The organism is Streptomyces sp. NPDC006463 (genome assembly GCF_042870715.1).
Lineage (GTDB): Bacteria > Actinomycetota > Actinomycetes > Streptomycetales > Streptomycetaceae > Streptomyces.
On record NZ_JBIAHP010000035.1, the window covers coordinates 25835 to 50657 of the forward strand.

General features: G+C 73.3%; 24 protein-coding genes. 21 read left to right on the forward strand and 3 right to left on the reverse strand.

Going from position 1 to position 24823, the window contains the following annotated elements; all coding sequences use genetic code 11:
- Positions 1 to 40: 40 nt before the first annotated feature.
- Positions 41 to 1045, reverse strand: a complete 1005-nt coding sequence (locus ACFYOB_RS37800; RefSeq protein ID WP_388568582.1) for a ScbA/BarX family gamma-butyrolactone biosynthesis protein — start codon at positions 1043 to 1045, stop codon at positions 41 to 43.
- 461 nt (positions 1046 to 1506) lie between these two features.
- Here ACFYOB_RS37800 and ACFYOB_RS37805 point away from each other — a divergent pair, with 461 nt between their 5' ends.
- The 11 genes from ACFYOB_RS37805 to ACFYOB_RS37855 all read left to right on the forward strand — a co-directional run bounded on the left by ACFYOB_RS37805 (position 1507) and on the right by ACFYOB_RS37855 (position 12511).
- Positions 1507 to 2769: a cytochrome P450 gene (locus ACFYOB_RS37805; protein ID WP_388568584.1), complete on the forward strand. Its 1263-nt coding sequence runs from the start codon at positions 1507 to 1509 to the stop codon at positions 2767 to 2769.
- 101 nt (positions 2770 to 2870) lie between these two features.
- Positions 2871 to 3542 (forward strand): ScbR family autoregulator-binding transcription factor, encoded by a 672-nt coding sequence (locus ACFYOB_RS37810; RefSeq protein ID WP_388568586.1) that lies wholly within the window; start codon positions 2871 to 2873, stop codon positions 3540 to 3542.
- A 111-nt stretch (positions 3543 to 3653) separates the two neighbouring features.
- Positions 3654 to 4313, forward strand: coding sequence for a ScbR family autoregulator-binding transcription factor (locus ACFYOB_RS37815; RefSeq protein WP_388568589.1), 660 nt, complete (start codon positions 3654 to 3656; stop codon positions 4311 to 4313).
- A gap of 276 nt (positions 4314 to 4589) precedes the next feature.
- Positions 4590 to 5456, forward strand: a complete 867-nt coding sequence (locus ACFYOB_RS37820) for a BTAD domain-containing putative transcriptional regulator (protein ID WP_388568591.1) — start codon at positions 4590 to 4592, stop codon at positions 5454 to 5456.
- A 67-nt stretch (positions 5457 to 5523) separates the two neighbouring features.
- The gene (locus tag ACFYOB_RS37825; RefSeq protein ID WP_388568593.1) at positions 5524 to 6183 is read left to right on the forward strand and encodes a ScbR family autoregulator-binding transcription factor; all 660 of its coding nucleotides are present in this window, start codon (positions 5524 to 5526) and stop codon (positions 6181 to 6183) included.
- A 35-nt stretch (positions 6184 to 6218) separates the two neighbouring features.
- Positions 6219 to 6905, forward strand: a complete 687-nt coding sequence (locus ACFYOB_RS37830) for a phosphopantetheine-binding protein (protein ID WP_388568595.1) — start codon at positions 6219 to 6221, stop codon at positions 6903 to 6905.
- 16 nt (positions 6906 to 6921) lie between these two features.
- A complete protein-coding gene (locus tag ACFYOB_RS37835) occupies positions 6922 to 8586 on the forward strand; it encodes a beta-ketoacyl synthase N-terminal-like domain-containing protein (RefSeq protein WP_388568597.1) in 1665 nt (554 codons plus the stop codon).
- Positions 8583 to 9353 (forward strand): 4'-phosphopantetheinyl transferase family protein, encoded by a 771-nt coding sequence (locus ACFYOB_RS37840; RefSeq protein WP_388568599.1) that lies wholly within the window; start codon positions 8583 to 8585, stop codon positions 9351 to 9353. The genes ACFYOB_RS37835 and ACFYOB_RS37840 overlap by 4 nt, the downstream gene beginning before the upstream one ends.
- Before the next feature lie 271 nt (positions 9354 to 9624).
- Positions 9625 to 10446, forward strand: a complete 822-nt coding sequence (locus ACFYOB_RS37845) for a BTAD domain-containing putative transcriptional regulator (protein ID WP_388568602.1) — start codon at positions 9625 to 9627, stop codon at positions 10444 to 10446.
- 44 nt (positions 10447 to 10490) lie between these two features.
- Entirely contained in the window at positions 10491 to 11252 is a 762-nt protein-coding gene (locus ACFYOB_RS37850; RefSeq protein WP_388568605.1) for a thioesterase II family protein, read from the forward strand.
- Positions 11249 to 12511: a beta-ketoacyl-[acyl-carrier-protein] synthase family protein gene (locus tag ACFYOB_RS37855; RefSeq protein WP_388568607.1), complete on the forward strand. Its 1263-nt coding sequence runs from the start codon at positions 11249 to 11251 to the stop codon at positions 12509 to 12511. The genes ACFYOB_RS37850 and ACFYOB_RS37855 overlap by 4 nt, the downstream gene beginning before the upstream one ends.
- A gap of 13 nt (positions 12512 to 12524) precedes the next feature.
- Here ACFYOB_RS37855 and ACFYOB_RS37860 read toward each other — a convergent pair whose 3' ends face one another.
- Positions 12525 to 12986 (reverse strand): nuclear transport factor 2 family protein, encoded by a 462-nt coding sequence (locus ACFYOB_RS37860; protein WP_388568610.1) that lies wholly within the window; start codon positions 12984 to 12986, stop codon positions 12525 to 12527.
- 104 nt (positions 12987 to 13090) lie between these two features.
- On the opposite strand from ACFYOB_RS37860, the gene ACFYOB_RS37865 reads away from it, so the two are divergent.
- The 8 genes from ACFYOB_RS37865 (at position 13091) to ACFYOB_RS37900 (ending at position 22470) form a co-directional block, all read left to right on the forward strand.
- Complete coding sequence (locus tag ACFYOB_RS37865; RefSeq protein ID WP_388568613.1) at positions 13091 to 14692, forward strand: class I adenylate-forming enzyme family protein; 1602 nt, start codon at positions 13091 to 13093, stop codon at positions 14690 to 14692.
- Between the two features lie 70 nt (positions 14693 to 14762).
- Positions 14763 to 16478: an FAD-dependent oxidoreductase gene (locus tag ACFYOB_RS37870; RefSeq protein WP_388568617.1), complete on the forward strand. Its 1716-nt coding sequence runs from the start codon at positions 14763 to 14765 to the stop codon at positions 16476 to 16478.
- Positions 16475 to 17278: an SDR family NAD(P)-dependent oxidoreductase gene (locus ACFYOB_RS37875; protein ID WP_388568620.1), complete on the forward strand. Its 804-nt coding sequence runs from the start codon at positions 16475 to 16477 to the stop codon at positions 17276 to 17278. The genes ACFYOB_RS37870 and ACFYOB_RS37875 overlap by 4 nt, the downstream gene beginning before the upstream one ends.
- On the forward strand, positions 17278 to 18249 hold the full coding sequence (locus ACFYOB_RS37880) for an aromatase/cyclase (RefSeq protein ID WP_388568622.1): 972 nt from the start codon (positions 17278 to 17280) through the stop codon (positions 18247 to 18249). The genes ACFYOB_RS37875 and ACFYOB_RS37880 overlap by 1 nt, the downstream gene beginning before the upstream one ends.
- Positions 18250 to 18357: 108 nt before the next feature.
- The gene (locus ACFYOB_RS37885; protein ID WP_388568624.1) at positions 18358 to 19626 is read left to right on the forward strand and encodes a beta-ketoacyl-[acyl-carrier-protein] synthase family protein; all 1269 of its coding nucleotides are present in this window, start codon (positions 18358 to 18360) and stop codon (positions 19624 to 19626) included.
- Positions 19623 to 20885: a ketosynthase chain-length factor gene (locus ACFYOB_RS37890; RefSeq protein WP_388568627.1), complete on the forward strand. Its 1263-nt coding sequence runs from the start codon at positions 19623 to 19625 to the stop codon at positions 20883 to 20885. The genes ACFYOB_RS37885 and ACFYOB_RS37890 overlap by 4 nt, the downstream gene beginning before the upstream one ends.
- A gap of 30 nt (positions 20886 to 20915) precedes the next feature.
- On the forward strand, positions 20916 to 21188 hold the full coding sequence (locus ACFYOB_RS37895; RefSeq protein ID WP_328930729.1) for an acyl carrier protein: 273 nt from the start codon (positions 20916 to 20918) through the stop codon (positions 21186 to 21188).
- A 16-nt stretch (positions 21189 to 21204) separates the two neighbouring features.
- Positions 21205 to 22470 carry an FAD-dependent monooxygenase gene (locus ACFYOB_RS37900; RefSeq protein WP_388568631.1) on the forward strand — a complete coding sequence of 422 codons (1266 nt, stop codon included), beginning with the start codon at positions 21205 to 21207 and terminating at the stop codon, positions 22468 to 22470.
- 15 nt (positions 22471 to 22485) lie between these two features.
- On the opposite strand, the gene ACFYOB_RS37905 is transcribed toward ACFYOB_RS37900, so the two are convergent.
- Positions 22486 to 23235 (reverse strand): helix-turn-helix domain-containing protein, encoded by a 750-nt coding sequence (locus ACFYOB_RS37905; RefSeq protein WP_388568640.1) that lies wholly within the window; start codon positions 23233 to 23235, stop codon positions 22486 to 22488.
- A 243-nt stretch (positions 23236 to 23478) separates the two neighbouring features.
- Here ACFYOB_RS37905 and ACFYOB_RS37910 point away from each other — a divergent pair, with 243 nt between their 5' ends.
- Both ACFYOB_RS37910 and ACFYOB_RS37915 read left to right on the forward strand, forming a co-directional pair.
- On the forward strand, positions 23479 to 24150 hold the full coding sequence (locus ACFYOB_RS37910; RefSeq protein ID WP_388568643.1) for a DUF4097 family beta strand repeat-containing protein: 672 nt from the start codon (positions 23479 to 23481) through the stop codon (positions 24148 to 24150).
- Positions 24151 to 24182: 32 nt separating this feature from the next.
- Positions 24183 to 24823 (forward strand): ABC transporter ATP-binding protein (locus ACFYOB_RS37915; protein ID WP_388568634.1); only part of this gene is annotated, 641 nt, incomplete at its 3' end.

Sequence of the window (24823 nt, forward strand, 5' to 3'; positions counted from 1 at the left end):
GCGGTTCAGCAGCGCCCGACGGCAGGGTCTTGCGCCGGAGTCACACCCGGCGTCGGCCGCCGTGCTCCGTACCGACGGTGCCCGTGACGGTCGCCGTGAATATCTTGCGGCCGTCCTGGTGGCCGGTCACCTCCACCATGCGGACCCCGGAACCCTCGGCGGCCGGGAGCTCCCGGGCGTCGATCCAGCAGGGGGCGTCGAGCTCGGCGTAGCTGTGGAACGCGGTCTCGATGCCCGACGGGGTGAAGGCGGCGTCGGGCAGCAGGCTGTAGGCGGCCTGGCGGGCGGCCTCGACCAGGACCATGCCCGGGTGGTGGTCATTGGCGTGCTCGAAAAGGATCGGGTGGCCCAGGTCGGGGTTCAGCAGCCAGCGGTCCGGCCGGTCCGACGGGGCGAGGACGACGTCGAACGGCAGCAGCCGTCCCGCGGTCGCCGCGGGGACCGGCGTCTCGCGGGCCAGCGGTTCGAGTAGAGCGCCGGGGCCGCGCTCGCCGCGGACCCTGCGGTACACCGCCGGGGGGACGCAGCTGAAGAGCGCCGTCCCGGAGGCCGCGACCACGCCGTTGCGGCGGATGGTCACGCGCAGGAAGCCGGAGAACCTGTTGCCCTTCCAGGCGAAGTCGGTGCAGGTCGCGATGAGTTCGAGTTCGGTGGGGCTGGAGCCGATGTGCAGCTGGGAGAGGTCGGACTCGAAGCCGAGGGTCCACAGCAGCACGTTGTGCCCCAGCGGGACCCCGTACTCCGCGTGGCAGAGGAAGAGGCCGACCTGACGGATCGTTTCCCCGGCCTGGACCGGGTCGTGGCTGGTGCCGTCGGCGCTGGTGAAGAAGGTGTGGGCACGGGGCCACTGGCCGGTGAGCGAGAAGACGTTGTCGCCGGTCTTCGTGCACCCGGTCAGGAAGACCTCCGCGAGGGAGCTGCGGTGCACGTACTCCCTCGGCACGGTGGTGGTCAGTTGGGGAAGTTCGTTACAGCGCGTCCATGGTGCTCCGGCGGTCTGGTCGGCCAGCACGGGGGCGTTCTTCTGGAACGTCAGCAGGGTCATGGACCTCTCCACAGAGCCGGGTTGACGGATGGGATGAGCACTCCCAAGCGCAAGATACGTACTCTCCGGTTTTGTTTGCAAGGTGATACTGGGGATCGCCTGTCGCACACGTCACCCCGGTTAGGGGTGGGACAGGGGTGTACCGATCGCCCCGATCCAGCCCCCACCAGGCAAGTCACGGTCGGATCACGCTGGGTGGGGATCGCTGGCTCCGCCCCAAGTGGGAATTGGTATTCCGGTCGGAGGGCGAGCGTGTCGCAGGGGAGGGATTGCGCCGTCGGCCGCTTTCGGTACCCCTGTCGTCGGGGCTCGCCGCCTGCGGGGAGCGCGCTTGGCGGTGTGGTCGTGGAGGTGCCACACTTGGGCCCGCCACTGGGTGTATACGAACCGGACAGGCGGTTTTGAAAGTGGGGAGCCGAGGCCACTCGACTCCCGGACCGCCGACCTCAGGAGGCACCGCAATGCTTCGTCAATGCCCTTTCGCCATCGACCCGTCGGGCCGCGACATCCATGCCGAGGCCGCACGGCTGCGGGAGTTGGGTCCGGCGGTCAGGGTGACCCTTCCGGGTGGGGTGCAAGGGTGGGCCGTGGCCGGCCACCACGCCCTCAGGAAACTGCTCGCCGATCCGCGCGTCTCGAAGGACGCCTACCGGCACTGGCCCGCCTGGATCAGCGGAGAGGTCGGCCCCGAGTGGCCGCTGGCGATCTGGGTCTCGGTGCAGAACATGATCACCGCGCACGGAGCCGAGCACACCCGTCTGCGCCGGCTGGCGCTGAAGGCGTTCACGCTGCGCCGGGTCGCCGCGATGCGTCCGCGGATCGACGAGGTCGTCGCCGAGGTCCTGGACGAACTCGCCCGACGGCCCGGGGACGAGCCGGTCGACGTGCGGGCGCACTTCGCGCACGAGGTCCCCACGCGCATCATCTTCGAGCTCTTCGGCATCCCCGAGTGGGCGCGGGCCAGGCTCTACAAGATCATCAACGGCTTCTTCGACACCGCGATATCGGCCGAGGACGCGCACCGCAACGGGGTCGACCTCTACGAGACCATGGGCGAGCTGGTCTCCCACAAGCGCGCCCACCCCGCGGAAGACCTGACCAGCGGTCTGATCGCCGCCCGGGACGACGAGGACGGCGCCCAGCTGACGGAGAAGGAGCTCGTCGACAACCTGATCCTGCTCTTCACCGCGGGCTACGAGACCTCGGTGAACCTGATCTCCAGCGCGGTGCACGAACTGCTGGCGCACCCGTCCCAGCTGGAACTGATCCGGTCGGGACTGGCCTCGTGGGAGGACGCGGTCGAGGAGACGCTGCGCAGGCAGCCGCCCGCCGCCAACGCCATCCTGCGGTACGCCGTCGAGGACATCGACGTCGAGGGAACGGTGATCCCCAAGGGCGACCCGATCATCGTCTCCCTGGCCTCGGCCGGGCGTGACCCGCAGGTCCACGGCGCCGACGCGGACGACTTCGACATCACCCGGGCCACCCGCAGCGACCACATGGCGTTCGGGTTCGGGCCCCACTACTGCATGGGCGCGACACTGTCCCGGCTGGAGGCCGCGGTGGCCGTGTCCGCCCTCTTCGGCCGCTTTCCCGGGATGTCCCTCGCCGTCCCGCCGCAGGGGCTGGGGCGCGTGGAGTCGTTCATCTCGAACGGACTTCGGGAGCTGCCCGTACGGCTCGGGCCGGACACCGTACAGGAATCTGGAGTCCCACACTCGTGACTTTGTGCTTGATAAAGTAAGGACCTTCTGGTTGGTTTTATATGGGAGATGGATCCTGTATGGGACCGATCCGCAGGGACGCACGGACATTCGGAGGCACTGTGGCACGGCAGGAGCGTGCGGTACGTACGCGTCGCGCGATCTTGGAAGCGGCCGCGGCGGTCTTCGACGAGCGTGGATACGAGGCCGCGACGATCGCGGACATCCTGTCCAGGGCGGGTGTCACCAAGGGCGCGCTGTACTTCCACTTCGCGTCGAAGCAGGAGCTGGCCCAGGGCGTACTGGACGAGCAGTTCGCCGAGGGCGGCGTGCCGCCCCGCGAGAGCAAGCTGCAGGAGCTGTTCGACGTCGCCCTGGTCCTCGCGCACCGGATGAAGTACCAGCCCATGCTCAGCGCCGGTGCCCGGCTCTCGCTGGGACCGGACATGCGCGAGATCTTCGGCGGCGGATCGGTGCCCGGATGGATCGAGTTCACCGAGGAACGGCTGGCCCAGGCCAAGGCGCAGGGTGAACTGCTGCCGCACGTGGACCCGGCGGAGACGGCCTGGATCATCTCGGCCTGCTGGACCGGGGCGCAGGTCTACTCGCAGACCCTCACCGACCGCGAGGACATCGAGTACCGGATCTCGGGTGTCTACCAGCACCTTTACCCCAGCATCGCGACGCCCGCCGTGCTGGCCCGCCTCGACATGGGCGCGGACCGCGGCGCCCGGGTCGTGGCGGAGATCGAGGCGCTGGAGTCCGCGGAGCCGCGGGAGCCGGCCCTCCCCTGACGCGCGGCTCGCGCGAGTGGTCTTCGAGTGATCCTTCAGTGCTCTCGCCGACCATGATCGCGAACGCTGTAATCCCCTGGGCAAACCGCGTCAGCGGTTTGTGGAGAACTCATGGTCAAGCAGGAACGTGCCGCCCGCACGCGTGAAGCCCTGATCCGCGCCGCCGCCGAGATCTTCGCGGAGGAGGGCTTCGTCACCGCCTCCATCGCGACCATCAGCCGGAAGGCGGGGGTCAGCGCGGGAGGGCTGCACTTCCACTTCGGCAGCAAGACGGAGCTGGCCGAGGCCGTCGAGGGCCGCGCGGTGGAAGCCGTACGGCGGATCACCGCGGCCGTGCCGGGCCGTTCCGGCGGCGCCCTGCAACTGCTCATCGACGGGGCGCACGGACTGGCGGCGCTGCTGGCGCACGACGTCGTCGTGCGGGCCGGGTTCGGTCTGTGCGCGGACTGGCGCCGCGACGCCGGCTGCGATCTGCGGCGGATCTGGCAGGGGTGGGTGCAGGACGTGTTCCGCGCCGCGGAGCGGGACGAGCAGCTGGCCGACGGGGTGTCACCCGAGGACGGGGCGCTGGCCGTCGTGGCGGCGACCGTGGGCTTCGAGGTGCTGGGCGCCGGCGAGCCCGACTGGGTGTCGCACAGGTCGCTCACCCGCTTCTGGGCGCTGCTGCTGCCGAGGCTCGCCGCAGAGCACGTACTCGGAGTGCTGGTGGCCGAGGGGTCGGGCGCGGAGCCGGCGGCCGGGCCGCAGGCAGCCGACGACGACCACCAATAAGCGGACCGGATGGTCTCTTTTTAGGTGAGTCCGCGCGCCCTTGAGGTCGGCGCGAGGGATGCCTGGCACATTGGGGGCCGCTTCCCGGGCGCCCCGGAGCTTCGATGAATCCGCAGGTCAGGGCCGATCTGAGACGGCGTCTGTCGACGGGTGACCGCCCTCTTGAGCAGCAAAACAGCGCGACCGGTTTGATATTGACAAACCGTCGGTCCTGTTTTTTACTGAGTGCGGCGAGAGTCGATCCCTCAACCCACCGACCAGGCAGGGGAGTACGGCGTGGACATCGATGTACTGGGCGCACTGGCGGTGCGTGAGAACGGAATATCCATCACACCCACCGCTCCCAAGCCGCGTCAGGTGCTGGCGCTGCTGGCCCTTCACGCGGACCAGGTGGTGCCCGTGTCCGCCCTCATCGAGGAACTGTGGGCCGGTGCGCCGCCCCGCAGCGCGCGCACCACGCTCCAGACCTACGTGCTGCAGCTGCGCGCCCTGATCGCGAACGCCCTGGAACAGGGCGCCCGAGCCGACACCGGAACCGAGGACGGGACCCCCGGCGCCGGACGCGGTCGGCGCACCGCCAAGGACGTGCTGGTCACGCTGCCGGGCGGCTACCTGCTCGACAGCGGCGGCGGCGTCAGTGACGTCCGCGAGTTCGAGCGGCTCTCCGGCATGGGCTACCGGGCTATGGACGCGGGTGACTTCCCGGGCGCGGCCCGCCAGCTGCGCGACGCCCTGTCGCTGTGGTCCGGCCCCGCCTTCGCCGACGTGCACGGCGGCATCCAGCTGGACATGGAGACCAGGCGGCTGGAGGAGACCCGGCTGTGCGCGCTCGACCAGCGCATCGAGGCCGACCTGCGGCTCGGCCGGCACCGTGAGCTGCTCGCCGAACTGACCGTGCTCGCGAGCCGGTACCGCACCCACGAGAACCTGCACGGCCAGTTCATGCTCGCGCTGCACCGCTCCGGCCGCCGCAGCGAGGCCCTCGACGTGTACCAGCGGCTGCGCGCCACGCTCGTACGGGAACTGGGCCTGGAGCCGTCGGCCGCACTGCGCCGGCTGCAGCGGTCCATTCTGATGGCAGGCCCCGAGAGCCCGTTGGAGGCGCCGGAGGCCAACGGCGAGCGTCTCGTGCGCGTGGGCTGACATGGGCGCTCTCACGACAACCCAGACCACGCGCCGGCCGCGGGGCCGGGCAACGGGCCGAGGAGGCATGGCGGTGCAGGAGAGGTCGGAGCGGACCCGCCGCAAGCTCGTCCACGCCGGGGCCGACTTGTTCAACCGCAACGGCTACGCGAACGCGACGCTCAGCGGGATCGCCGCGTCGGCCGGTGTGACCAAGGGGGCGCTGTACTTCCACTTCGCCTCCAAGGACGAACTCGCCGATGCCGTCCAGCAATGCGGCTGCGCCCTGCTCCACGCGCACATGCGCACGCTGCGCGAATCCGGGCTCTCCCCGTTGCAGGCGCTGGTCGACACGACGCACTGGCTGGCCCGCGCCCTGCACGAGGAGCCGGCGGTGCCCGCCAGCTTCCGGATCACCAAGGAGTGCACGGGCACGCAGCCGCCCGTCACCGACTTCCACCGCGTCTGGGTCGCGGCGGTCTGCGGTCTGCTGCGCCAGGCCCGGGACTCGGGCGAACTGCGCGAGGGGTGTTCCTGGGAGAGCGTCGAGTCGCTCGTCGCCGCGGCCGCATGCGGGATCGAGGTCATGGCGGGCACCGGAATGCCCTCCGCGGAACTGCGGCGCCGGGTGGCCGCGCTGTGGTCGATGCTCCTGCCGGTCCTCGTCCCCGAGGGCAGGGTGGAGGACTTCCGCACGGCGGCGCCGGACACCGCGTACCCGCGCGAGTTCTCGGCCAGCGCCGTCTGACCCGCGCCACCGACGACGGCTTGGAGGAGCCACCGATGACGAACGATCGCGCCGACGTGTTGTCCGACCTCATCGCGGTGCTCGGCGACGTGCTGCGGGTCGACCCGGAGCGGATCGACCCCGAGCAGACCTTCCAGTTCCTCGGCCTCGACTCGCTGCTGACCACGGAGTTCGTGGCCGTGGTCAGCGCCCGCTACGGGATTCGGGTGCCCGCCACCGACCTCTACGACCACCCCACCCCGGCGGCCTTCGCCCGGGAGGTCGCACGGGCGGCCGCGGCGGCCGGGACCACGGATTGGGGGCAGGCGCCCGGAACGGCCGCCCCGGCCCCCGTCCCCACCGCCGTCCCCGATCCCGTCCCCACCGCCGTCCCCGCCGAGGAGATCGTCGAGGTGCTGCGCGAACAGCTCACCGCGATCCTGTGCTGCGACAGCTGGGCCCTCGACACGGCCGCCCCCTTCGCGACGCTCGGGGTGGACTCGCTCCTCGGGGCGGAGTTCGTCGCGGTCGTCAACCGCATCTTCGGCCTGGACGAACGCGCCGTCGTACTGCACGAGTACCCGAACCTGGACGCGCTCGCGGCGTACGTCGCCCGGCGCAGCGGGGCACGGGCCACGCCCCCGGCCGTACGGGAACTCGAACTGCTGCTGGACGCCCTGCGCGACGGACGGCTCAGCGTCGCCGAGGCGCTCGTGCTGCTGCCGCGCCGGGCACAGGTCTGACGGGAGACGAGCCGGGATGGACGAGCGGGAGATCCTGACCCGTTTCAAGGACGGGACCCTGGACCGCAGGCAGGCGGTCGCGCTGCTGACGCCCGCCGTGGCCGCCGGCCCCGCGCTCGCGGGCGGCGCGCCGGAGATGCCCCCGCTGCCCTCGCCGCCGCACGCAACCGCCGCGCGGGACCTGACGGCGGCGCAGGCCCCCGTGGCCGTCGTCGGGATGGCCGGCCGCTTTCCGCAGGCCCCGGACCTCGCGGCGTACTGGCGGCTGCTGTGCACCGGCCGCGGCGCGGCCGCCGCGCCGCCGCCCGGCCGGCCCGGTACGGAGCCCGGCCACTACCTGGAGCGGGTCGCGGACTTCGACGCGGAGTTCTTCGGGCTCGACCCGCGGGAGGCCGCGCTGACCGACCCGCGCGCCCGCCTGTTGCTGGAGACGGCCTGGGAGGCGTTCGAGGACGCCGGATGCACCGGCACCCGGCTCGACGCGCTGCGCGCCCCCGACGGCACCGCGCGCGGTGTGGGGGTGTTCGTCGGCGCGGGGGAGGGCGACTGGCCGCTGCTCGCCGCCGAGGCGGGCGCCGAACCGGGCGGCGGGCACTGGGACATGGCCAACAGCGTGTCCCGGGTGCTCGGCCTGACGGGACCCAGCCAGTGCGTGGACACCGCCGAGGCCTCCGTGCCGACGGCGCTGCACCTCGCGCTCGCGGCTCTGGAGCGCGGGGAGTGCGCGGCAGCGCTCGTCGGAGGCGTCCACCTGCTCCTGCACCGGTGGAGCCTGCGGCCCGGGACGGGCGAAGCCGTGGGGGCGCTGCTGCTGAAGCCGCTGGAACGGGCCCTCGCGGACGGCGACACCGTCCACGCCGTCGTGCGCGGCAGCGCCGCGGCGCACGCGGAGTCCGGGATGCTCGGGGCGGCCCTGGAGCGGGCCTCGGTCACCGAGGAGGGCCTCGGCCTGCGCGAGACGGCGGCCTGCGCGCAGCCCTCGGTGGGCCGCAGCGGACCGGCCACCGGACTGGCGCTGCTCATGCGCGCCGTTCTCCAGCTGCGCCACGGCGTCCTGGTCCCCGCTCCCGGCCGCGCCGTCGCCGAGCCCTGGACGCATCCCGACCCGTCGGAGCCCCGCCGCGCGGTCGCGGGCCTGCGGGGTGCGGGCGGAGTCGACGCCCAGGTGGTGCTGGAGGAGTATCCGCCGACGTCGTCGCAGTACGACGGCTCCGCGCGCCCGGCCGGACGCGCGCAGCTGGTGGTGCTGTCCGGCCCGACACCACGCCATGTGAAGGCCACCGCGCAGCGGTTGGCGGAGTGGATGCGGGCGGGGTACGAGGTACCGGGCATTGCGGCGGTGGCGCGCGGGCTGCGGGCCGGACGCGCCGCCATGGACTGCCGGATCGCCGTCGTCGTGCACGGCGTGGAGGAACTGGTACGGGTGCTGGAGGACGCCTCGTGCGCGGACCTGCGCGGCGGGCAGCGGGATCCGATGCGACTCGGCGAGGCCGCCGAGACCGCCGGCTACCTCGCCGCCCTGTGGCACGGCGGCAGACTGGAACAGCTGCGCGACCTGTGGCTGTCCGGGGTCGACGTGGACTGGGCCGCGCTGGAGGCCGTACCCGGCGCGGGGGCCGTCTCGGTGCCCATGCCGCCGTCCGCGCTGCTGCGCACCGCCCTGTGGCTGCCGGCACGGTGAGCGTCAGCCTCTGGTTCTGCCCCGAGGCCGATCTCGCCCCGGGGCTCGCCGCCACCCTCGCCGCGCACTGGCTCGACGTCCACGAGCAGGAGACCGCCACCCGCTTCCTGTTCGAACGGGACCGGCGCCGGTACCTCGTGGCTCACACGCTCCTGCGCCGGGTGCTGGCCCTGGAGACCGGAATTCCCGAGGCGGAGGCCGACCTGCGGCGCCCCGCGCACGGACGGCCCTTCCTGCAGCCCCCGGCGGAAGGACTGCCGCGCGGCGGCGCGCTGGACTTCAGCCTGTCCCGCACCCACGCCCACACGCTCGTCGGCGTGGCCCGCGGCCACCGCATCGGCGTGGACGTCGAGCACACGGGCCGCGGCGCGGCCGCCCTGGAGAGCGTCGCCGAGGGCTTCGCGCGGACGGAGCGGGACTGGATCGCCCGCGTTCCCGCCGGGCCTTCGCGCACCCGCCGCGCGCTGCGGCTGTGGACGCTCAGGCAGGCGTACGCGAAAGCACGCGGCCTGGGCCTCGGACCGGGCCCGGCCCAGGAGGAGTACGCCTTCACGCGGGCGGACGAAGGCGGTCCGCCGGTCCTCACCGTGGCCGGGGACGGCCGGCCGGACCGCTGGCGCTTCCTGGAGTTCGAGCCGGCGGCGGAGACGGTCGCCGCGGTCGCCGTCGAGACCGGCACGCCGCACGGGGTGGGGCCGCCCGCCGCGCACCTGCGCACCGGATTCCCCTGGGGGCGCGCCACGCCCCGCGTCCTCGCCCTGACCTGAAACACCCCTCGCCTCTCAGCCGGTTCTCGACTTCCCCCGACAATTCGAGGAGATATCAAGTAGCGGTTGAATCGGAGGTGATAACCGGAATGCCGGACCGACGTCCTGAATTAGACATTCCGCCGGAGCGGAAGGGGCCCGGAATTCAATGGATTGGAAGGCCGCTCGACGGCTGCTCAAGGTTTTGGCGGCTATTCCCTGGGTCCCGCTACCGTGCACGAGTCGAAGGCTGGAAATCGACGGGAACTCGACGTTAGTGACGGAGGAGACCATGAAGATTCAGGTTCTGGGTCCGTTGAGTGCCGAGGTCAACGGGGGCTCGATTGTTCCGACCGCCAGGAAGCCGCGCCAGATCCTGGCGCTGCTCGCGCTCTACCCTGGCCGGGTCATGCCCGTACCGACACTTATGGAAGAAATATGGGGGACGCAGCTTCCGCACAGCGCGCTGACCACCCTCCAGACGTACATACTTCAACTTCGCCGGCGGCTCGGCACGGCCATGGGGCCGGGGGCCCCGGGAAATGCCAAGGAGCTGCTGGCGACCCGCCACGGGGGCTACCTCCTGCAAATGCCGCCGGAGTCCGTCGACGTCCACGAATACGAGCAGCTGGTCGTGAGCGGCCAGAGCGCCTTCGACAAGGGGGACGACGAGACCGCGGCCGTGCTGCTGCGCCGTGCCCTCGGCCTGTGGCAGGGGCACGCGCTGGTCGACGTACGGGTGGGGCCGATCCTGGAGATCGAGGTCATGCGTCTGGAGGAGAGCCGGCTCGTGACCACCGAGCGGCGCATCGACGTGGACCTGCGGCTGGGCCGGCACACCGAACTCCTGGCCGAGCTGAAGGAGATGATCGCCCGCCACCCGCAGCACGAGGGGCTGCACTCGCAGGCGATGGTGGCCTTCTACCGCTCGGGCCGCCAGGCCACCGCCCTCGACATCTACCGCAGGCTCCGCGCCCGGCTGATCGAGGAGCTCGGGGTCGAGCCCTCGCCGCAGCTGCAGCGGCTGCACCATGCGATGCTCGCCGTCGACCCGGCCCTGGACGTGGCCGCGGGACCGCGCCGCGGCTCGACCTTCAACCTGTACGCGGCGTAAGGCGCGACAGGCCGACGACGGACCGGATTTCGACACAGAAGGGCATGGGGATGGGCGTACGGGTGCTGTGCTTCGCGCACGCGGGGGCCGGGGTCTCGGCCTTCCACCGCTGGCCGAGGCTGGTCGGGCCGGGAGTGGAGACGAAGGCGTGGCTGCTGCCCGGGCGGGACGGGCGGCGCGGCGAGGCACGGGTGACCGACCGGGACGCCCTCCTCGCGGACCTGGCCCCGCTGGTGGAATCGGTCGTACGGGCGGGGGAGCCGTACGTGCTGTACGGCCACAGCCTCGGCGGCATGGTCGCCTACACCCTCGCCCGGCACCTGCACGCGCGCGGGCTGCCGCTGCCCGCCCTGCTCGCGATCGGCGCCCTGCCCCCGCCCGACGCGCCCGCCGCGCTCGCGACCTGCGCGGACCTGCCCGACGCCGAACTGCTCCAAGTCCTGGACACCCTCGACGCGGTGCCGGCCGGAACCGCCCCCGGCGACCTGTGGCACCGATCCGTCTTCCCCGTCCTGCGTGACGACCTCAGGCTCGCCGGAGCGCTGCGCGCCGCCGCCCGGGAACCCGGGGACGCGGGCCCGCTCCCGGTGCCGGTCCTGGCCGTCGCCGGGCGCGAGGACCGGCTTGGCACCCCCGAGGCGCTGGCCGGCTGGGCGCGCTGGACCACCGGCCCGTTCGCCCACCGCACCGTCCCGGGCGGGCACTTCTTCGTACGCGACAAGGCCCTGCCCCGGCTGATCGGGCGGGCCGCGCGTGTCGTGGAGCGGGCGACGACGCCCGCGCCGGCCGTGGCGCGGGGCCGGTGAGGCGGGCCGTCGTCACCGGCCTGGGCGTGGTCGCGCCGGGCGGTGTCGGTGTGCAGGGCTACTGGGATCTGCTCACCTCCGGGCGGACCGCCACGCGCGCCCTGACCCGCTTCGACGCCTCCGGGTTCCGCTCCCGGGTCGCCGCCGAGGCCGAGTTCGACGAGCTGGCCTGCGGGCTCAGCCTGGCCGAGGCCCTGCGGCTCGACCGCGGTGCCCAGTTCGCGGTGGCGGGGGCCCGGGAGGCTCTGGCCGACAGCGGGCTGGGCGGGCCGGCCGATGTACCGGATCCGCTGCGCCGCGGGGTCACCCTGGGCAGCGCGCTCGGCTGCGCGAGCTCCCTCGACCGGGAGTTCGCCGCCGCCGCGGGCCGCGCCACCGGCTGCCCGGCGTCGCAGCCCGGACGGGTGGCGGAGCGGCTGTACGACTACTTCGTGCCCTCCTCCATGGCCGCCGAGGTCGCCCGTACCGTCGGCGCCCAGGGCCCGGTGTCCTTGCTGTCCAGCGGCTGCACCTCGGGCCTGGACGCGATCGGGCACGCCGTCGACCTGATCCGCGAGGGCGGCGCCGACGTGATGGTCGCCGGGGGGAGCGAGGCGCCGATCTCGCCGATGACGCTGGCCTCCTTCGACGCCGTCCGCATCGCCTCGCACCAGCGCAACGAGGATCCGCAGGCCGCCGCCCGGCCCTTCGACCGCACCCGTGACGGGTTCGTCCTGGGCGAGGGCGCGGCCATGCTCGTGGTGGAGGAGCTGGAGCACGCGCGGCGCCGCGGCGCCCATGTGTACGCGGAGATCGCCGGGTTCGGCTCGCGCAGCAGCGCCTACCACATGACCGGGCTGCGCGCCGGCGGCGCCGATCTCGCCGAGGCCGTCCGCGCCGCGCTGGACGAGGCGCGCCTGGACCCCGGGGCGGTCGGCCACGTGGCCGCGCACGGCTCGGGGACCCGCAGCGGCGACGTCCACGAGACGGTGGCCCTCAAGCGGGCCCTGGGCGCGCACGCGCACCACGTACCGGTCAGCGCCGTCGCCTCCATGATCGGCTATTCGCTGGGGGCGCTCGGCGCCCTCGCCGTGGCCGCCTGCCTGCTCGCCGTCGAGCACGGAGTGGTCCCGCCGACCGCGAACCTGCACGAGCCCGACCCGGCCTGTGACCTCGACTACACGCCGCTCACCGCGCGCGAGCAGCGCGTGCGGACCGCTCTCACGGTGGGCAGCGGCTTCGGCGGCACGCACAGCGCGCTGGTGGTGACCCGCGTCTGACGGCCGGTGGTCCTTACGGCAGGTCGTCGCGGGAGACCACACGGTGGGCGGTGCGCCAGTGGCCGTGGCGGCGCACCAGCGTGTCCTCCATGACGCACACCCGGTGCACCGTGGGCTCCCCGTCGGGCGGGGTCAGGTACACGAGCGCGTAGGCGCGGGTGTGCACCGTGCCGTCGGGCCGCGGCTGTACGTCGAGCATGCCGAGCCAGTGCCGCAGCCGCTCACCGGTCCGCCGCGCCGCCTCCTCGTTGTGCCGCACGCAGGCGGCCAGCCCGGCCCGGCCGCGCACCGGGTGCGGCAGCGTCGGCACGTCGAAGACGGCCTCCTCGGTGAACGTACCGGCCCACGACTCGGCCAGGAACGAGTCGAAGAGCTGCATCTGGTGCGCGTAGAACTGCTGGATCTCGGCGTACAGCACACCGAACTCGGGCTGCTCGCGGGTGGACAGGTCCGTCGCTCCGGTGGATGTGGTCATGGTGTACAGCCTCTGCACGGCACATCGAGCACTCTTCGAACCCTCCTCAAGCGCCCGGACGGACCATGGGGACACGTCCGGTCAGTCCGATCAGGAGGAGCGCCGTGCCGAGATTCGCGTACCCATCGCTGCCCCTGGACGGCCTGCTGCGCCGCGCCGCCGAGCGCGACCCGGACGGCTGCGCCGTGCGCACGGCCTCCTCCGCGGCCACCTTCGCGGAACTCGACGCCCTCACCGACCGGTACGCCGCGTGCGTCACCCACCTCGCCGGCGGCCCCGGAGCCCGGATCGGCGTGGCCAACGTCCTCGGCCCGGAGTTCCCCGCCGCGTACTACGGAGCCATGCGCGGCGGCGGTACGGCCGTGCTGGTCAACCCGCTCATCAGGGAGGCGGGGCTCGTGCACGTCTTCACGGCCGCCGCCGTCGAGGTCGCCTTCGTGCCGTCGGCCACCGCCGAGGTGCTCACGAAGCTGCGCGACCGGCTGCCGGCGCTGCGCGCGGTCGTGGTGACCGACGCGGACGACGGCGTGGTGCCCGGGGACTGCGTCCCGCTCGCCGTGGCCCTCGCCGCCGCGCCGCGCACGGTTCCCGCCGGGCTCACCGGGCCCGGCCCCGATCTCGACGCCGACGCCTGCATCCAGTTCACCACCGGCACCACCGGGCGGCCCCGCGGGGTCCGGCTCACCCACCGCAACCTGGTCGCCAACGCCGCGCAGACGGCCGCCGCCCACCACCTGGACAGCCGTTCCGTCACCCTCAACCACCTGCCGCTCTACCACACCATGCACCTGAACTCGGCCGTGTTCGCGGGCGCCTGCCAGGTCCTGTGCGCCGACCCCGACCCGCTGGTTTCGCTCGCCCTGGCCGCCCGCAGCGGCGCCACGCACTACTACGGGCTGCCCGCCCGGCTGCAACGGCTGGCCGGGATGCTCGCGGGAACCGGCCCACGGCCCGAGGGCGTGCCCGCCGGGCCCGAGCTGACCGCGGTCCTCTCCGGCGGCACCGCGCTCGCCCCCGCCACGGCCCACGCGCTCTCCGTCCGGCTCGGCGTGCCCGTCATCCAGGGCTACGGGATGGCCGAGCTCTCCCCGCTCTCGCACTGCCAGAGCCCCGGCGACGGCGGCCACCGCGGCTCGGTGGGCCGGACCGTGCCCGGCACCGAATGCCGCATCGTGCACCTGGACACCCGCCGTCCGATGGACGTGTACGCCACCGGCGAGGTCCAGGTGCGCGGGCCCCAGCTGATGGCCGGCTACCTGGACGGCCCCGACGGCTCCGGGGCCGGTCCGGACGGCTGGTTCTCCACCGGCGACGTCGGCTACCTCAACGAGGACGGCGAGCTGTTCCTGGTGGACCGGCTCGGGGACGTCTTCAAGCACGACAACGAACTCGTCTCGCCCACCGCCGTCGAGAGCGTGCTCGCCGAGGACCCGCGGGTGGCCGACTGCGTGGTCGTCGGCTGGCCCGACCCCGTGCACGGGGCCGTCACCTGGGCCGGGATCGTCCTGCGCGACCCCACCGCGCCCGGCCTGCTCGACACCCTCGACTCGATCGTGGACGGCGCCAACCGGCGCCTCGCCCGCTTCGAGCGGATCCGCCGCGTCGAGGTCGTCGACGCCGTGCCCCGCACGCCCGTGGGCAAGCCCGAACGGCGCGCCCTGCGCCAGGCCCTGCGCGGCCGCGCGGCCGCCGAAGCCGCCGTCTGACCCCGGGACACCCGCCCCCGGACACCTGCCCCGACCTTCTGCCCCCGACCCCTGGAAGAGAGCGACCATCATGGTGACCTTCGTCGGACGGCAGCCCGTGCCGGACCCGGCCTCGGTGCTCGTCGTGGGCGCGGGCCCCGTCGGCCTGACCGCCGCCCACGAACTGGCCCGCCGCGGAGTGCGCGTACGTCTCGTCGACGCGGCGCCGGGACCCGCCCGCACCAGCCGCGCGGTCGCCGTCCACCCGCGGACCCTGGAGACCTTCGACCAGATGGGCGTGGCCGAACCGGTCCTCGCGAGCGGGCGGCACAACAAGGCGTTCACGATGTACGCCGGCGGGCGGCGCCTGGTGCGGCTGGAGGCCGACTACTCCTCGATGCCCACCCGCTTCCCCTTCACCGTCGTCATCGAGCAGACCCGCACCGAGGAACTGCTGCGCGAGGCCTGCGGCCGGCTCGGGGTCACGGTCGAATGGGACGTGCGGCTGACCGGCCTCAGCCAGGACCCGGACGGCGTACGGGCCCGCCTGGAGCACGGCGACGGCCGCGCGGAGGAGTACCGGGCGGCATGGCTGGTCGGCTGCGACGGCGGCCACAGCACCGTGCGCAAGGAGCTCGGGCTGCCGCTGATCGGCGAGTCCAGCGAGACCTGGGAGCTGGCCGACGCCCAGGTGGCCATGGACCTGCCGCCCGACACCATCTACTGGGTGCACACCGGCGGCCAGGCCCTGATGATGGTTCCCTACCAGCGCGAGGGCCACTGGCGGCTGCTCGACACCGCTCCCGTCGCGAGCCCCGGCATCGCGAGCCCCGCCCAGGCGCGCGAGAGCGCCGCCCGCTTCTCGCAGCGGCTCAGCGCGGGACTCGGGCGCGAGGTGCTGGTCGGCGAACCCGAGTGGAGCTCCGTCTTCACCTTCCAGCAGCGCATGGTGCCCGCCATGCACCAGGGCCGGGTCTTCGTGGCGGGCGACGCGGCGCACGTGCACAGCCCGGCCTCCGGCCAGGGCATGAACACCGGCATCCAGGAGGCGTACAACCTCGCCTGGAAGCTCGCCATGGTCGCGCGCGGCCAGGCGGGGCGGCCGCTGCTCGCCACGTACGGGCAGGAGCGGGTGCCCGTCGGCCGCAAGCTGCTCGGCTCCACCCGGCAGGCCACCTTCCTGGTGCAGTTCAAGAACGCGCTGGCCGGGGTGATGCTCCCGGCCGTCTTCTCCGTCGTACGGGGCGCCCCGCCGCTGCGCCGCGCCATCCAGCGCAAGGTGCTCGGCGGCATGTCCGGGCTGCTGCTGGGCTACCCCGACTCCCCGCTGACCACCACGGACGGCGGGCTGCGGCCGCCGGCCGGTTCGCGCGCCGCCGCGATCGCGGCCGGCCTGCCCGCGGGCCCTGCCCGGGCGGCGCTCCACGCCGAACTGCGCGACCCCCGCTGGACGCTGCTGTACGCGCCCGACGGCGACGAGGCGAGCCTGGCCGCCGAGGCCGCCGCCGGCGTGGCCGGGGAGTGGCTCTCGGTCCGGGCCGTCGGCGCCCGCCCCGGCACCGCGCCGGCTCCGCTGCCCGACCCGGACGGACTGCTGCGCGACGCGCTGGGGCTCGCCTCCGGCGGCTGGGTGCTCATCCGCCCCGACGGCTATCTCGCCGCGAGCGGCCCCGAGCTGACCGGGCGACGGCTGGAGCGGGCCCTGTCCGTGCTCGGCCCGGTGCTTCTCCAGCGCTCCTCCGTCGCCTCCCCAGCGCCTGCCGACACGGTCGAGGCAACCACCCGAGTCCTGGAGGGACGACGATGACGGCGACGACTGAACAGACGGTGCCCGCCACTTCCGTGGCACTGGTCACGGGCGCGACCAGCGGGATCGGCCTGGCCGTGGCCCGGGACCTGGGCCGGCGCGGCCACAAGGTGTTCATCTGCGCCCGCACCGAGACGGCCGTCAAGCAGGCCGTCGAGGACCTGCGGGAGGAGGGCCTGGAGGTCGAGGGCAAGGCAGCCGACGTCCGGAACAAGGAGGACGTCGTCGCGCTGGTCGCGGCGGCCGTCGAGACCTTCGGCCCCATCGGCATCCTGGTCAACAACGCCGGGCGCAGCGGCGGCGGCCGGACCGCCGAACTCTCCGACGAACTGTGGCACGAGGTCATCGACACCAACCTCAACAGTGTGTTCCTGGTGACCCGCGAGGTGCTCCGCAACGGCGGGATCGGCAAGGGCCCGTACGGCCGCATCATCAACATCGCCTCCACCGCGGGCAAGCAGGGCGTGGTGCTCGCCGCGCCGTACACGGCCTCCAAGCACGCCGTCGTCGGCTTCACCAAGTCGCTCGGCAAGGAGCTCGCGACGACCGGGACCACCGTCAACGCGGTCTGCCCGGGGTACGTCGAGACGCCGATGGCCGCCCGGGTGCGCGCCGCGTACGCGAACGTGTGGGACAAGTCCGTGGACGAGGTGCTGGAGGAGTTCGAGGCGAAGATCCCGCTGGGCCGCTACTCGACCCCGGAGGAGGTCGCCGGTCTCGTCGGCTACCTGACCACGCCGTTCGCGGCCTCGATCACGGCCCAGGCGCTGAACGTCTGCGGCGGTCTGGGGAACTTCTGATGACGTCCCTGGCACCGGAGACCGGGCGCATCCACCGCACGGTCCACACGACCGAGGTCGCCGCCCCCGCGGGCGTGGTCTACGGGCTGATCGCGGACGCGGCCAAGTGGCCGCTGTACTTCCCGCCCAACGTCCACGTGGAGCGGCTCGCCTTCGACGGCGTGCACGAGCACCTGGCGGTGTGGGCCACGGCCAACGGCGAGGCGAAGTCCTGGACCTCGCGCCGCCGCCTGGACGCGGCCGCCCGGCGGATCGAGTTCCGCCAGGAGATACCCGCGGCCCCGCTGTCGGCGATGACCGGCACCTGGATCGTGGAGCCGCTGGGCGCCGCGCGCTCGAAGCTGACCCTGCTGCACGAGTTCTCGGTGGCCGGCGACCGGGCCGAGGACGTGGAGTGGGTGAACCGTGCCACCGACACCAACAGCCGGGCCGAACTGGGCAACCTCGCCCGGCTCGGGGAACGCTGGGGGCAGCTGGACGCCCTGGTGATGTCCTTCGAGGACACCGTGCACATCGCCGCGCCCCCGGAGGCGGTCTACGCCTTCCTGGAGCGGGTCGGCGACTGGCCGCGGCTGCTGCCGCACGTCTCGCGGCTCGACGTGACCGAGCGGGGGGCGGTGCAGGTGATGTCGATGGACACCCTGACGGCGGACGGGTCCGCGCACACCACCGAATCGGTGCGGGTCTGCTTCCCCGCGACCGGCCGCATCGTCTACAAGCAGACGCGCACGCCGGCCCTGATGGAGGCCCACACCGGCTGCTGGACGGTGACCGGGGACGAGCACGGGACCACCGCCACCTCGCAGCACCGGGTGGTGGTGCGCGAGGAGGCCATCACCCGCGTCCTGGGGGATGGCGCCGACCTGCGCTCCGCCCGCGACTACATCCGTACGGCGCTGGGGCGCAACAGCACCGCCACGCTCACGTACGCCAAGCGGCACGCGGAGAGCTTGGCAGCGCCGCCGCGCTGACGGTCCGGCCCGCGGATCGGGCCGGGGGCGGCGGCTCCAGCCGCCCTCCAGCGCGGTCGTCGAGGCTCGGGAGGAGCGTCAGCGGAAACTACTCGTGGGGGCAAGGCGATGAGACGTGTGGTCATCACCGGCATCGGGGTCGTCGCCCCGGGGAAGCCCGGGACCAAGGAATTCTGGTCCCTGCTGACCTCCGGGCGCACCGCCACCCGTGCCATCACGCTCCTCGACCCCGCGCCGTACCGCTCCCGGGTCGCGGCCGAGGCGGACTTCGACCCGCTGGAGCAGGGGCTGGGCCCCGCCGAGGCCGAACGCCTGGACCGGGCCGCGCAGTTCGCCGTCGTCAGCGCCCGCGAGGCGCTGGCCGACAGCGGGCTGGCGGGATCCTTCGACCCCGCCCGGTGCGGGGTCACCCTGGGCAGCGCGCTCGGCTGCACCACCGCCCTGGAGCGCGAGTACGCCGTCATCAGCGACCGGGGCGGACGGTGGCTGGTCGACCACGGCCGGGCCGCCCGGCACCTGTACGACTACTTCGTGCCGTCCTCGATGGCGGCCGAGGTCGCCCGCACCGCCGGGGCACAGGGACCCGTCTCCCTGGTGTCCACCGGCTGCACCTCCGGCCTGGACGCGATCGGGCACGCCGTCGACCTGGTCCGCGAGGGCAGCGCCGACGTCATGGTCACGGGCGCCGGCGAGGCGCCCATCTCGCCCATCAGCCTGGCCTGCTTCGACGCGATCAAGGCGACCACCCCGCGCAACGACGATCCGGCCGGCGCCTCGCGCCCCTTCGACCGCACCCGCAACGGGTTCGTGCTCGGCGAGGGCGCGGCCGTCCTGGTCATCGAGGAGTTCGAGCACGCCCGGCGGCGCGGCGCGCACGTCTACGCCGAGATCGCCGGCTTCGCCTCGCGCAGCAACGCCTACCACATGACGGGGCTGCGGGCCGACGGAGCGGAGATGGCCGAGGCCATCCGCGCCGCGCTCGACGAGGCGCGACTGGACCCCGGCGCGGTCGACTACATCAACGCCCACGGCTCCGGCACCAAGCAGAACGACCGGCACGAGACCGAGGCGTTCAAGAAGAGCCTGGGTGCCCGCGCCCACGAGGTGCCCGTCAGCTCGATCAAGTCGATGATCGGTCACTCCCTCGGGGCCGTCGGCGCCCTGGAGGTGGCGGCCTGCGCGCTCACCATCGAGCACGGCGTGGTGCCTCCGACCGCCAACCTGCACGAGCCCGACCCGGCCTGCGACCTCGACTACACCCCGCTCACCGCCCGCGAACAGCGCACGGACACCGCCCTGACGGTCGGCAGCGGTTTCGGCGGCTTCCAGAGCGCCATGATCCTCACCCGTCCGAGCCTGAAGGCAGCAGCCGCATGAACGCCGTCGCAGCCCCCGCGTCCCCCGCAGACACCGACACCGCCGCGGCCCCGGTGACCACAGCCGTCTTCACCGGGATCGGGGTGGCGGCCCCGGGCGGGCTCGGCACCGAGACCTGGTGGGCCGCCGTGCTCCGCGGCGAGAGCGGCATCGGGCCCGTCACCCGCTTCGACGCCTCCCCCTACCCGGCCGGGCTGGCCGGTGAGGTGCCCGGCTTCGTCGACGAGGACCACGTCTCCAGCCGCCTGCTGCCGCAGACCGACCGGGTGACCCGGCTGTCGCTGGCCGCCGCCCAGGAGGCACTCGACGACGCGGGCGCCGATGTCACGGAACTGCCCGCCTACGGGGCGGGCGTGGTCACCGCGAACTCCTCCGGCGGATTCGAGTTCGGCCACCGCGAACTGCAGGCCTTGTGGAGCCAGGGCCCGCAGCACGTCAGCGCGTACCAGTCCTTCGCCTGGTTCTACGCCGTCAACAGCGGCCAGATCTCCATCAAGCACGGGCTGCGCGGCGCGTCGGGCGTCGTCGTCTCCGAACAGGCCGGCGGTCTCGACGCGGTGGCGCACGCCCGCCGACAGCTCCGCAAGGGCGCACGGCTCGTGGTGACCGGCGGCCTCGACTCGGCCCTGTGCCCCTGGGGCTGGGCCGCGCACCTCGCCGGCGGCTCCATGACCACCGTCGACGACCCGGCCAGGGCCTACCTGCCGTTCGCCGAGGACGCCTCGGGCCACGTGGTGGGGGAGGGCGGAGCCCTGCTCGTCCTGGAGGACGCGCGGAGCGCGGAGCGCCGCGGGGCCCACGTGTACGGGAGCCTGGCCGGGCACGCGGCCACCTTCGACGCCTCGCCGGAGCGGCCGCGGCTGGCCGACGCCGCGCGCCTGGCGCTCGCCGACGCCGGGCTGGAACCGGCCGACGTCGACCTCGTGTTCGCCGACGCCGCGGGGGAGCGGGCAGCCGACCGGGCCGAGGCGGAGGCCATCGCCTCCGTGTTCGGACCGTACGGGGTGCCGGTCACCGCGCCCAAGAGCATGGCCGGGCGGCTGTCCGCGGGCGGCGCCGCACTCGACCTGGCGGCGGCCCTGCTCGCCCTGCGCGACCAGGTGATCCCGCCGACCACCGGCACCGAGCGGCCCGCCGCCGACTGTCCCGTGGACCTGGTCACCACCGCTCCGCGCACGGGCGTGGCGCTGCGCACCGTCCTGGTACTTGCGCGGGGCCGGGGCGGCTTCAACGCGGCGGCCGTCGTCCGGGCCGCCTGACACCACCACCGACACAGAGGAGAGACGTCCATGGGACAGGAGCAGATCGAACTGGCGGACCTGGTCAGGCTGGTGCGCGAGTGCGCGGGCCAGGCCGAGGGGACCGACCTCGACGGCGACATCCTGGACTGCGATTTCGGGGACCTCGGCTACGACTCGCTGGCCCTGCTGGAGATCACCGGCCGGGTCGAGCGCGACTACGCGGTCATGCTCGACGAGGAGGAGCTCGACGAGGCCTACACGCCGCGCCGCTACCTCGACATGGTCAACCGGGCGCTGTCCGCCTCGCGGGCCGCGGTCTGACATGGACGTACGGGCCGTGCACGGAACGGAGGTACGGGAGAGCGACGTGTGCGTCGTCGGCGCGGGTCCGGCGGGCCTCGCCCTGGCCCTCATGCTGCTGCGCTCGGGGGTGCGCACCACGCTGGTCGAGCGGGCCACCGCCTTCCGCCGGGACTTCCACGGCGAGATCCTGCAGCCCGGAGGACAGCGCGTCCTCGACGACCTCGGGGTACTGGCACCGGCCCGGCGCCGCGGCTCGCGGATCCTGGACGGGTTCCAGGTCGTCCAGGGCGAGCGGCTGCTGCTCGACATCGACTACCGGCGCCTGCCCGCCCCGTACGACCATCTGCTGGCCCTGCCGCAGCCCTTCCTGCTCGGTGAACTCCTCGATGCCTGCCGCGCGCTGCCCGGGTTCACGTACCTGGAGGGCCACCGGCTCGCGTCGCTCGTCGAGAAGCGTCCCGGCGCCCCGGTCACCGGAGTGGTCACGCGCGGACCCGACCACGCTCCCACCGAGGTCCGCGCCCGCGTGGTCGTCGGCGCCGACGGGCGGTACTCCAAGACCCGCGCGCTCGCCGGTATCGCCGCCGGGCGCTCGGAGGCCTTCGCCCAGGACGCCGTGTGGTTCTCGCTGCACGCGCCCGGGCGCACGACGGGCAGGGTCAGGGTGCACCGGGCCGGCGGCAGCGTCGTGCTCGTCCACGAGTCCCATCCCGACCGGCTGCGGGTGGGCTGGACCCTGCCGCACGGCAGCTGGCGGGACGTCGTCGCGCGGGGCATGACCGACGTACGCCGGGAACTGACCCGGACGCTCCCGCAGTTCGCCGATCTGCTGCACGAACAGCTGTCCTCGCCGGCCCAGCTGACCCTGCTCGACGTGTTCGCCTCGCACGCCGGGGAATGGGCCCGCGACGGCCTCGTCCTGCTCGGGGACGCCGCGCACACGCACGGGCCCGTCGGCGCCCAGGGCGTCAACCTGGCCCTCCAGGACGCCGCCGCCCTGCATCCCGTCCTGGTCGACGCGCTGAACGCGGGCCAGGTCTCCCGGGAGCGGCTCGCCCCCTACCAGCGGCGGCGCTGGCCCGTCGCGCAGGCGGTGCACCGGATGCAGCGGGTCCAGACCGGCGCGGTGTTCGGCGCGGGCGGCGGCCCGCTCACGGACCTCGTGCGCACCCGGGCGGCCGCCGCCGTCAGCCGCACCCCGGTCGGCGCCCGGATCGCCCGCAGGGTCGCCCACGGCACCGATCCGCTCGGGGTGCGGACCGACCTGTTCACCGTCCGCCCGGCTGCCGCGAAGGTCTAGGCGGAGGGCTGTCCGTCAGTGGTCCGGGCTCGGCGTGGCAGTGCTGGCCGTGGCCGTTGCGGGTTTCGTGTGGAGGATGTCGCGCGCCTGGTTCGCGGCGCGGATGGTGCTCTCGGCGACGAAGTCGAGGAAGCGGGCGACGTTCTCGAGGCGGGTGGCGGCCGGGGTGCCGGGGCCGAGGACGTCGACGCCCTGCCGTGCGGTGTCGACGAGTTGGGCGATGCCGCGGGCGCTGGCCAGCATCGACTGGTACCAGACGTCGGCGTCGACGACGTAGCGCTCGCGGCGGCGTTCGTCGCGTTCCCGGCGGATGAGGCCCTGGCTCTCCAGGAACGTGATCGCTTTGGAGACGGACGCCGGGCTGACCTGGAGGCGCTGGGCGAGTTCGGACGCGGTGAGGCTGCCCGAGTCGGTGGTGAACAGGCAGGCCAGCACCCGGGACATCATCTTGGGCGCGCCCGTTGCTGTGACGACATTGGTGAACGCCTCCTCGTACTCGCGCACGGCCTCGGCGTCGCGTCCGTGGGCCTGCGGTGCCGCCTCCGACCCCCGGGGTACGGACTGCCGGCGGTGGGCGCGGCGTTCGGTGGCGCGGTGGGCGAGGTCGGCGCGGTAGACGGTGGGGCCGCCGTTGCGCATCACCTCACGCGTGATGGTCGAGGTGGGGCGGTCGAGGCGTCTGGCGATCTCCGCGTAGGCGAGGCCGTCGGCCAGTCCCACCGCGATCTGCTGACGTTCCTGCTGGGTGAGTCTGCCTCCCGGCATCGCGATCTCCTTCGTGGTGCGTGGTGTCTCCAGTATAGCGTTCACTTCCAATCCATTGCAACGAACGGGGTGGGGTTTGTTGCGTTAGATCTCAGACTGTTGCAACGATTTCCTTGCCATGACCTGCAATGATAGCAATTCTGCGCAACGAGTGTGTTGCCCAGTCTTTGAACGCAACGTAGCTTTTCCCTCATCGGAAAGAGCGGGCCGACGGAGCGCCCGCTACTGATGAAGGAGAACGCCTTGCAGAAGTTCGACACCGCCGCGCCGATCGCCGCCGTCCTGGACATCCCCGCGGGACGTATCCGGTTCATCGCCGCGGACCGGGCCGACACCACGGTCGAGGTCCTGCCCGCGGACGCCTCCAAGGGCCGTGACGTGAAGGCGGCGGAGCAGATCGAGGTCGGATACGCCGACGGCGTCCTGCGGATCGGGGCCCCGGCCGCGAAGAACCGGATCCTCGGCAACTCCGGTTCCGTCGAGGTGACGGTCCAGCTGCCGGCCGGCTCCCGCGTCGAGGCGAAGGCCGCCCTCGCCGAACTGCGCGGCGTCGGACGTCTCGGCGACGTCGCCTTCGAGGCCGCACAGGCCACCGTCAAGCTCGACGAGACCGACAGCGCCCACCTCACCCTCCAGGCCGGTGACGTCTCGGTCGGCCGCCTGGGCGGCCCCGCACAGATCAGCACCCAGAAGGGCGACCTGCGCATCACCGAGGCCGTGCGCGGCACGGTCGAACTGCGCACCGAGGCCGGTGACATCTCGGTCGGCGCCGCCCGTGGAGTCTCCGCCTCGCTGGACGCGGGCACCTCTTACGGCCGCATCCACAACGCGCTCAACAACACCGACCGCGCCGCCGCCGGCCTGAACATCCACGCGACCACCGCCTACGGCGACATCACCGCCCGCAGCCTCTGAAACCGCCCGCAGCCTGCAGAAGGAGCACCCTCATGACCAGCTTGGCCATCGCGGCGAACGGGCTGCGCAAGTCCTACGGCGACAAGACCGTCCTCGACGGCGTCGACCTGGCCGTCCCCGAAGGAACGATCTTCTCCCTGCTCGGCCCCAACGGCGCCGGCAAGACCACCGCCGTCAAGATCCTTTCCACCCTCATCTCCCCCGACCCCGCCGGTGGCCAGATCCACGTCGGCGGCCACGACGTCGCCGCCGACCCGCAGGCGGTGCGTGCCGCGATCGGTGTCACCGGGCAGTTCTCCGCCGTGGACGGCCTGATCACCGGTGAGGAGAACATGCTCCTGATGGCGGACCTGCACCACCTGTCCAAGAGCGAGGGGCGGCGGGTCACCGCCGAGCTGCTGGAGCGCTTCGACCTCACCGAGGCCGCGAAGAAACCCGCCTCCACCTACTCCGGCGGCATGAAGCGCCGTCTCGACATCGCCATGACGCTGGTCGGCGACCCGCGGATCATCTTCCTCGACGAGCCGACCACCGGGCTCGACCCGCGCTCCCGGCACAACATGTGGCAGATCATCCGCGAGCTCGTCACGGGCGGCGTCACCGTCTTCCTCACCACCCAGTACCTGGAGGAGGCCGACGAGCTCGCCGACCGCATCGCCGTGCTCCACGACGG

Excerpts from the sequence above, each read along its gene's own strand:
- ACFYOB_RS37800 (WP_388568582.1), bottom strand. The coding sequence starts at position 1,045 with ATGACCCTGCTGACGTTCCAGAAGAACGCCCCCGTGCTGGCCGACCAG.
- ACFYOB_RS37805 (WP_388568584.1), top strand. The coding sequence starts at position 1,507 with ATGCTTCGTCAATGCCCTTTCGCCATCGACCCGTCGGGCCGCGACATC.
- ACFYOB_RS37815 (WP_388568589.1), top strand. The coding sequence starts at position 3,654 with ATGGTCAAGCAGGAACGTGCCGCCCGCACGCGTGAAGCCCTGATCCGC.
- ACFYOB_RS37825 (WP_388568593.1), top strand. The coding sequence starts at position 5,524 with ATGGCGGTGCAGGAGAGGTCGGAGCGGACCCGCCGCAAGCTCGTCCAC.
- ACFYOB_RS37830 (WP_388568595.1), top strand. The coding sequence starts at position 6,219 with ATGACGAACGATCGCGCCGACGTGTTGTCCGACCTCATCGCGGTGCTC.
- ACFYOB_RS37835 (WP_388568597.1), top strand. The coding sequence starts at position 6,922 with ATGGACGAGCGGGAGATCCTGACCCGTTTCAAGGACGGGACCCTGGAC.
- ACFYOB_RS37845 (WP_388568602.1), top strand. The coding sequence starts at position 9,625 with ATGAAGATTCAGGTTCTGGGTCCGTTGAGTGCCGAGGTCAACGGGGGC.
- ACFYOB_RS37850 (WP_388568605.1), top strand. The coding sequence starts at position 10,491 with ATGGGGATGGGCGTACGGGTGCTGTGCTTCGCGCACGCGGGGGCCGGG.
- ACFYOB_RS37860 (WP_388568610.1), bottom strand. The coding sequence starts at position 12,986 with ATGACCACATCCACCGGAGCGACGGACCTGTCCACCCGCGAGCAGCCC.
- ACFYOB_RS37870 (WP_388568617.1), top strand. The coding sequence starts at position 14,763 with ATGGTGACCTTCGTCGGACGGCAGCCCGTGCCGGACCCGGCCTCGGTG.
- ACFYOB_RS37875 (WP_388568620.1), top strand. The coding sequence starts at position 16,475 with ATGACGGCGACGACTGAACAGACGGTGCCCGCCACTTCCGTGGCACTG.
- ACFYOB_RS37880 (WP_388568622.1), top strand. The coding sequence starts at position 17,278 with ATGACGTCCCTGGCACCGGAGACCGGGCGCATCCACCGCACGGTCCAC.
- ACFYOB_RS37885 (WP_388568624.1), top strand. The coding sequence starts at position 18,358 with ATGAGACGTGTGGTCATCACCGGCATCGGGGTCGTCGCCCCGGGGAAG.
- ACFYOB_RS37890 (WP_388568627.1), top strand. The coding sequence starts at position 19,623 with ATGAACGCCGTCGCAGCCCCCGCGTCCCCCGCAGACACCGACACCGCC.
- ACFYOB_RS37895 (WP_328930729.1), top strand. The coding sequence starts at position 20,916 with ATGGGACAGGAGCAGATCGAACTGGCGGACCTGGTCAGGCTGGTGCGC.
- ACFYOB_RS37905 (WP_388568640.1), bottom strand. The coding sequence starts at position 23,235 with ATGCCGGGAGGCAGACTCACCCAGCAGGAACGTCAGCAGATCGCGGTG.